Raw genomic sequence first — 7,374 nt, 5'->3', positions numbered from 1 at the left:
ATCAATGTCAGCGCCAAGAAGGCGCGGCTGGAACACCGTGTCGGCGGCGCCGACCTTAACCCCTATACCGCCTTCGCCGTTCTGTTCGGCACCGGCATGCGTGGCGTCGAGAAGAAGCTGCGCCTGCCCGCGCCGGTCGACGGCAACGCTTATCACGTTGCCAGTCTCGATCACGTGCCGCGCAGTCTTGAGGAAGCGGCCGACCTGGCCGACGCCACGCCGGCCATTCGCGAGATCCTGCCGGCCGCTTTCGTCGACAACCTGATCGACCTCGCGCGCTACGAGTGCTCGATCTTCCGCGAGACCGTCACCGATCTTGAGCTCAGGCGCTACTATGAAATGAGCTAACGGGCCTGCGGTGCATAGATCGCAAGCGGCTCGGCGAAGCCGCGCAGCGCGTGGGCGCCCAGGTCATCCAGCGGCAGGTCAATGAGATCGGCAACGCGCTGCGTAATCAGGATGGGCCTGTCCAGAGACTTGCACAGACCTTCGACGCGGCTGACCGCGTTCACTGCGCGGCCGATGACCGTGAAATCAAGGCGTTCCGGCGCGCCGACATTGCCGAAAAAGACCTCGCCGCGATGGAGCGCAATGCCGGTTTTCAGCGGCCGCCATCCGTCGACGTCGGACAACTGGCTTTCGTCCTCGTTCAATTGCTCGAGGACGCTGAGCGCGTCTTGCGCGGCGGAGACGGCAGCACTCGCGGCATCGCCTTCGCTGACGAAACGCGAGAACGGAAAGACGGCCAAAAGCCCGTCGCCGATGAACTTCAGGACTTCGCCGCCCTCAGCCATCACCGAGCCCGCCAACCGGTCGAAATAGGCATCGAGGACGGCGATCATGTCGCGCTCCGTCAACCGCGCGGCCAAATCCGTGAACCCACGCATATCCGAAGCCCAGATAATGGCGTCGATCGGTTGACCGGAGCCGTGTTTGATTGAGCCGTGCAGAACCTGACGGCCCGCGGCTGAACCGAGATAGGTCGTCACGATGTTCTCGGAGATACGCAACGCGATGTGCTTTTGGACGTGAAGCGCGAGCAGGCGGAGGTAGTGGTTGATCGCCGTGAACTCAGCGTCGGTGAACCCACCGGGCTGTTTCGTCGCGATGGTCACCGCGTTGTGCACGTTGCTGCCGGCCGGCATCGGCAAGGCGGCGTATTCGACAATGCCCTGTTCGGCGAGTTCCTTCAGCAGCGGCGATTGGTTGGCGCCGTCGCCGATGTCGGTGCGCGCGCGAAACGGCTCGCCACGGTCGATGACCTGAAAGATGGGGTTGAGGCGATAGGCATCGCTCGCGAGGACACTCTCATCAACCTCGAGCTCGTCGCAGAACCCGTCCGCGCTGTTCCAGTTCCACGAATAACCGACGAGTTGAGGATGCAGCGTGCCGATGCTGAGGCCGACCCGCTGGACCGGCAGGCCCGCCGCGACCATGCGCCAGGCAAACGCCTGGAACAGCGCGAGCAGGTCGTCTTCGTCGGCTGCCTCGTTTAGAAGCCATGTCTCGAGGTCCGGCTTGCCGAGCCGCGCAACGTCGTCGGGCCTTGCTTCGCCCCGTCGCCGAAGCATGACGCCAGATGTATAGCGGCGCGGCGCGGGGTCGAGTTGTCGGCGCGTCACGTCTGCTCCTCCTCAGCGCAGGGCAAAACCCTCGTAACCCTTGGCGACGACTTCCTCACAATGCCGGACATAAGTCGAATAGCCGATATGCGGCATGAAGACACGCGGCTTGCCCGGAACGTTCGCGCCCAGATACCACGAGTTGCAGGTGGGATAGAGCGTATGGTCGGCCAGATCGTTGACGTGGTCGACCCAGTTATTCTCCGCCTCATGCGTCGGCTCGATGCGCTCGTGCCCGTGTTCAACCAGGTAGCCAAGACAGCCGGCAATCCACTCCGCATGCTGCTCGATCGACGGCAGCATGTTGGTCAGAACCGACGGGCTTCCAGGCCCCGTGATCATGAAGAGGTTCGGAAACCCCGCCGACATCAGCCCCAGATAGGTGCGCGGACCGGCGGCCCATTTGTCCTGCAGGGTTTCACCGCCGCGGCCCTGGATAGCCACCTTCAGAAGCGCGCCGGTCATGGCGTCGAAGCCGGTCGCGAGCACGATCACATCCACGGCATAGGCGCGGCCATCGACGTTCAGACCTTCCGGCGTGATGGCCTCGATCGGCGTTTCCGACACGTCGACCAAGGTCACGTTGTCGCGGTTGTACGTCGCGTAATAGTTGGTATCGATGCACAGACGCTTGCAGCCGACAACGTTGGTCGGTGACAAAAGCTCCGCGACCGCCGGGTCGTCGACGATCTCGCGGATCTTGCCGCATAGAAAGGCGCGCGCGGTATCGTTGGCGTCGCGGCGCACGAGCAGGTCGTTGAAGGCGGCCATGAACGGCAGGCCGCCGTGCTGCCAGCGCGCCTCGTACTCGGTCTGGCGCTCGTCATCGCTGACCGCCAGGGCGGAGACATCGTTGGGTCGGGTATCGACGCCGTTCCTGGTCTGACTCGCACGCGCGCGAAGCTCGCCATAGTTCGCCTTCACCTCGCGTTGGTAGTCAGGATCCAGCAGATGATTTTGTGCGGGGACCGCATAGTTCGGGGTTCGCTGAAACACGAACAGCTCGGCCGCTTGCTCGGCAATGATCGGTATCGACTGGATGGCCGATGATCCCGTGCCGATGACACCGACGCGAAGCCCGGTGAAGTCGACATCGTCATGAGGCCACGTGCCCGTGTGGTAAACCGGTCCCTTGAAGTCTTCGAGACCGTTTATCGACGGGCTGTTGGTGGACGACAGGCAACCGGTCGCCATGACCAGATAACGGGACGTCAGCGCGCCACCGTCCTCGGTCGCGATCGCCCAAGTACCCGTTGCGTCATCAAACGAAGCGGCCGTGACCCGGGTCTTGAACTGAATGTCGCCGCGCAGATCGAATCGGTCGGCGACATGATTGGCATAACGCAGGATCTCCGGCTGCGGCGCGTAGCGTTCGGTCCACTCCCATTCCTGCTCCAGGTCCGGGCAGAATTGGTAGGAGTATTCCATGCTCTCGACGTCGCAGCGCGCGCCGGGATAGCGGTTCCAGTACCAGGTGCCGCCAACGCCGTCGCCGGCCTCCAGCACACGCGCCGTCAGGCCCAGCTTGCGCGCCAGGTGGAGCATGTAGAGGCCGCCGAACCCGGCACCGACAATCACGATGTCGAATGTGCCTTGAGCGCCGTCTCGATCACACGCCATCGCCAATCCCAATCAACCACCACCAACCGACCATGGTCGAGTTAGACCATGGTCGACCGGGTACCGGCAACCGTCTACTTGCGTACCGGCCCCGCGCGCTGGTTGTCCTCATGCATGATGAAGACGGAGACGAGGATAAGGATGATCGAGATACCGACGATGATCGTGCCGATGGCGTTGATCTCCGGCGTGATGCCGCGCCGGATGACCGACCAGATATACATCGGCAGGGTGTTGTCGCGGCCCGTCAGGAAGAACGTGACCGGTATCTCATCAAACGACAGGGTGAACGAGATGAGCGACGACCCGATCAGCGCCGACTTGATGTTGGGGAGGGTCACGTACCAGAACGTCTGTAACGGCCGCGCGCCGAGATCAGCGGACGCTTCCTCGATCCGGCGGTCGAACCGCTGCAGCCGCGCGAAGACGTTGGTGACGACAATCGCGGTCAGCGCCGTGCCGTGTCCGATGATGACCGTCAACAGGCTGAGCTCTATGCCCGCGGATCGGAACATGGTCAGCATCGATACGCCGGTGATCAAACCCGGCAACGTGATCGGCAGGATGACCAGACGGCGGAACACCGTCTTGCCCGGGAAGTTGTAACGATCCAGCGCCAGCGCCGTCGGCACGCCGATGGCAATGCAGATACAGACCGCGCACAAGCCGACGACGACGCTGTTCCAGACAGCCGCCATCAGGTCGGGATTGCTGAGCGCCTTCTCGTACCACGCGAACGTGAACTCGGTCAGCGGTAACTTGGTCACGGGATTGGAGTTAAAGCTGAACACCATCAAGGTGGCGATGGGGACGTAGAGGAACGCCAACACACAGGCCGCGGCAACGGCCAGCGTGGAATTCGAGATGTCGAAAGGACGACGACGACGCGTTGCACCGGTCGTGCCTTCTGCGGTTAAGACAGCCATCTTGCTCCCCCTAACCCATGTTCAGCCGGCCGACACGCTCAAGCTTGTCGGAGGCGGTGATGATGCCGAGCACGATAAACAGCAGCACGACGGAGAGAGCCGAACCGAGCGGCCAGTTCATCGAGATGCCGAACTGGGTCGCAACGACATTGGCGATCATGTTGGAGTACGGGCCGCCAACCAGAATCGGCGAGATAAAGTCACCGACCGACAGCCCGAACGTGAAGGTGAAACCGGCCAGGATGCCCGGCATGGTCAGCGGCAGCGTGATCTTGATGAACGTCCGCCAGCGCCCGGCGCCCAGATCCTTGGACGCCTCCATCAGACTGGGCGGTATCTTCTCCAGCGACGCATAGATCGGCATCACCATGAACGGCGTGAAGATATAGGCCATGGTGATGACCATCGCGAACTCGTTATAGAGAAAAATGGTGCTGGGCTCGTTGATGATGCCGAGCCACATCAGGAACGAGTTCAAGATCCCTTCCGACCCCAGGATCGTTTTCCAGGTGTAAGCGCGCAGCAGATAGCTCACCCATAGCGGCACGATGGTCGCGATATAGAGGAACATGCGCAGCCGGCTGGACTGGACCTTGAAGGCCAAGAAATAGGCCAACGGATAACTCAGGCAGAACGCGGCAACCGAGACAAGAAGGGCCACTTTGACACTGCGACCGAGGACCCCGTAGTACTGGGAATCTCCTATTAATGTCAGATAGTTACCTAGTTGAAAGTCCGGCACGTGAAACGGGAACTGCTGGGTATAGAAACTGATCGCCAGCATCATCAGATAGGGCACCAGCAAGACCAGCCCCCACCACAGCGCCGGCCCGGAGAACAACGCCCAGAAGCCGACGACGCGTCTTAGGCGGTTGTTCATGCCGCGGCCTCCTCGGCCTCGACCGCCGCCACTTCGGCACTGTCGAACAGGCCGACGACGTCCGGCCTGATGGCGCAGGTCACCGTGTCTCCCGCCGCCGGCAGACCGGCCTGCGACAGGCCGGTATCGAGTTGATGATGCACCATCAACAAGCGGTCGGCGCCGATGTCCAGATCGATGCGCACTGCGCTGCCGCTGAAGAACATCTCGCGCACGACGCCTTGGAAGGAGACCATCCCTTCAGGTGCAGAGCCGGTGACCAATCGGATCTTCTCGGGACGCAGGAACAGTGTCTTCGTCACGTCGTCGCCGATACCGGGCGAAGCACCCGGCACCGTCACCGTAATCGCGCCGGCGCGCGCGACCACGCCGTCACCATCGCGGGTGACGGCCGCCTTCAGCATGTTCGACGTGCCCAGGAACTCCGCCACATAGGCGCTCGCGGGGTGATCGTAGAGTTCGGTCGGCGAACCGACCTGCTCGATCCTGCCCGCATGCATCACCATGATGCGGTCGGACATAATCATCGCCTCGTTCTGGTCGTGGGTCACCATGATGAAGGTGATGCCGATGCGATCGTGGATGTGCCGCAGCTCGATCTGCATCGCTTCTTTCAACTTTGCGTCCAACGCCGACATTGGTTCGTCGAGCAGCAGGATACGAGGCTCGCGGATCAGCGCGCGCGCCATGGCGACGCGTTGGCGCTGGCCGATCGACAGCTGGGAAGGCAGACGGCCGGCCATCTGCGGCAGCTCGATCAGGTCGAGCATGCGCGCAACCTTTTCTCGAATCTCGTTTCTGGGCGCGCCAGCGATCTTCAGCCCGTAACCGATATTGTCGGCGACGGACATGTGCGGGAAAAGCGCGAAGTCCTGGAACATCATGTTGACCGGTCTGCGGAACGGCGGATCGTCCGTGACGTCCTGGCCGTCGAGCAGGATCGATCCGGCATCGGGATAGTCGAAGCCGCCAATCATGCGCAGGGTCGTGGTCTTGCCGCAGCCCGATGGGCCAAGCATGGTTAGAAACTCGCCTTCCGGGATGTCCAGCGAGATGTCGTCGACCGCGACCACGCCGCCACGAAAGGTCTTGGTCACGTTGATCAGTTCAAGAATATTCGCCATCGCTTCCGCATGTTCGGTGCGCTCTCCCAAGAATGCCCGGCGCAGCGAATCCAAATTGATCTTGGTTGGGACGGGGTCCGGCCGATCACCGGACCCCGCCGACTTAACTCAAACGGTTACTGAGCCGCCTTGACCGCGTTCCACGTCGCGATATAGGCGCCGACATCACCTGGCTCCTGCCACAGGGCCAGCGAGTTGATGTAATCGAAATCGTCCTGGTGCAACGCGTTGAACATCTCGTCCGACAGACAGGTCTTCAGAACCTCCGGATTGGAACCTGAGTACCCGGTGATCCCGACCACGCCGCACTGGCCGTCAGCGCTGAGTGCGAAGTTGAGCCACTGATAGGCGCAATCCTCGTTCGGCGTGCCCTTGACGATCTGCCAGGCGTCGGCCCAGCCGTCGGCGTTCTCGGTCGGGATGAACTCGACCATCTCGATGTCCTGCTCGGCCAACAATGCCGACTGGTAACCGCCCCAGGTGTTGGACACGGTGACCTCGCCATTGGCATAGAGATTGACCAGTTCGCCGGCCGTCGACCAGTACTTGCGGATCTGCGGCTTCATCTCGATCAGCTTGTCGCGGACCTGGTCAAGCTGGTCACCGGAGAGATTGAAGACGTCCGTATCCGGCCCGAACATCATGCGTGCGACGATGTAGATGTTGGTCTTGTCGTCCCACAGGCTGACCTTGCCCTGAAGCGACGGATCGAACAGATCGGCGAACGCCGTCGGCGGCGCATCGAAGCTGTCGACCCGATACATGAAGGGGATCGAACCCCAGGTGAACGGGATGCCATAAACGGCATCTTCGTACGTAACGCCGGGATGGGCACGGAAGCTGGGATAAACAGCTTCGAAACCTTCGATGCGCGACATGTCGATTTCTTCGACCACACCCATCTTTCTCAGAATCGACGTGGTATCGACCGACGGCGAAACGAGGTCATAGACACCGCCACCGCCAGCAAGCTTCGCCGGGTACTCGTCGTTCGACCCGACATAGGTCGGCGTGACCTTGCAGCCGGTCTGCTGTTCGAACACCTCGACGAAGCTGGGATCGGTGTAGCCTTCCCACGTCAGGACGTTCAGTTCGCCTTCGGCCCAGGCGCTTCCGGCCACCAGGCCGGTCATCGCGATCGAGGCCGCCGCGATGGCGGTGCCGACGGTAGATAACAAGTTCCTCATGAAAAGCCTCCTTAG

Annotated in this window: 7 protein-coding genes; 1 reads left to right on the top strand and 6 read right to left on the bottom strand. The window is 61.9% G+C overall.

Going from position 1 to position 7,374, the window contains the following annotated elements:
• Nucleotides 1-348 (top strand): glutamine synthetase (locus tag AAF563_19595; GenBank protein MEM7123490.1); only part of this gene is annotated, 348 nt, incomplete at its 5' end.
• Here AAF563_19595 and AAF563_19590 read toward each other — a convergent pair.
• From AAF563_19590 to AAF563_19565, 6 genes are all read right to left on the bottom strand, one after another.
• Nucleotides 345-1,622, bottom strand: coding sequence for an adenylate/guanylate cyclase domain-containing protein (locus AAF563_19590; GenBank protein MEM7123489.1), 1,278 nt, complete (start codon nucleotides 1,620-1,622; stop codon nucleotides 345-347). The two genes, AAF563_19595 and AAF563_19590, sit on opposite strands and share 4 nt — an antisense overlap.
• Nucleotides 1,623-1,634: 12 nt before the next feature.
• Nucleotides 1,635-3,242 (bottom strand): NAD(P)/FAD-dependent oxidoreductase, encoded by a 1,608-nt coding sequence (locus tag AAF563_19585; protein MEM7123488.1) that lies wholly within the window; start codon nucleotides 3,240-3,242, stop codon nucleotides 1,635-1,637.
• 74 nt (nucleotides 3,243-3,316) lie between these two features.
• Nucleotides 3,317-4,168 carry an ABC transporter permease gene (locus AAF563_19580; protein ID MEM7123487.1) on the bottom strand — a complete coding sequence of 284 codons (852 nt, stop codon included), beginning with the start codon at nucleotides 4,166-4,168 and terminating at the stop codon, nucleotides 3,317-3,319.
• Nucleotides 4,169-4,178: 10 nt separating this feature from the next.
• Nucleotides 4,179-5,048, bottom strand: a complete 870-nt coding sequence (locus AAF563_19575) for an ABC transporter permease (protein ID MEM7123486.1) — start codon at nucleotides 5,046-5,048, stop codon at nucleotides 4,179-4,181.
• A complete protein-coding gene (locus AAF563_19570) occupies nucleotides 5,045-6,172 on the bottom strand; it encodes an ABC transporter ATP-binding protein (GenBank protein MEM7123485.1) in 1,128 nt (375 codons plus the stop codon). Before AAF563_19570 ends, AAF563_19575 begins: the two co-directional genes overlap by 4 nt.
• A gap of 116 nt (nucleotides 6,173-6,288) precedes the next feature.
• Nucleotides 6,289-7,359: an extracellular solute-binding protein gene (locus tag AAF563_19565; protein MEM7123484.1), complete on the bottom strand. Its 1,071-nt coding sequence runs from the start codon at nucleotides 7,357-7,359 to the stop codon at nucleotides 6,289-6,291.
• Nucleotides 7,360-7,374: the final 15 nt, after the last annotated feature.

This window comes from Pseudomonadota bacterium (genome assembly GCA_039028155.1).
In the GTDB taxonomy this organism is placed as follows: Bacteria; Pseudomonadota; Alphaproteobacteria; order SP197; family SP197; genus JANQGO01.
The sequence above is the reverse complement of the archived record's forward strand: the minus strand, read 5'-3'. Positions and strand labels throughout refer to the sequence as shown.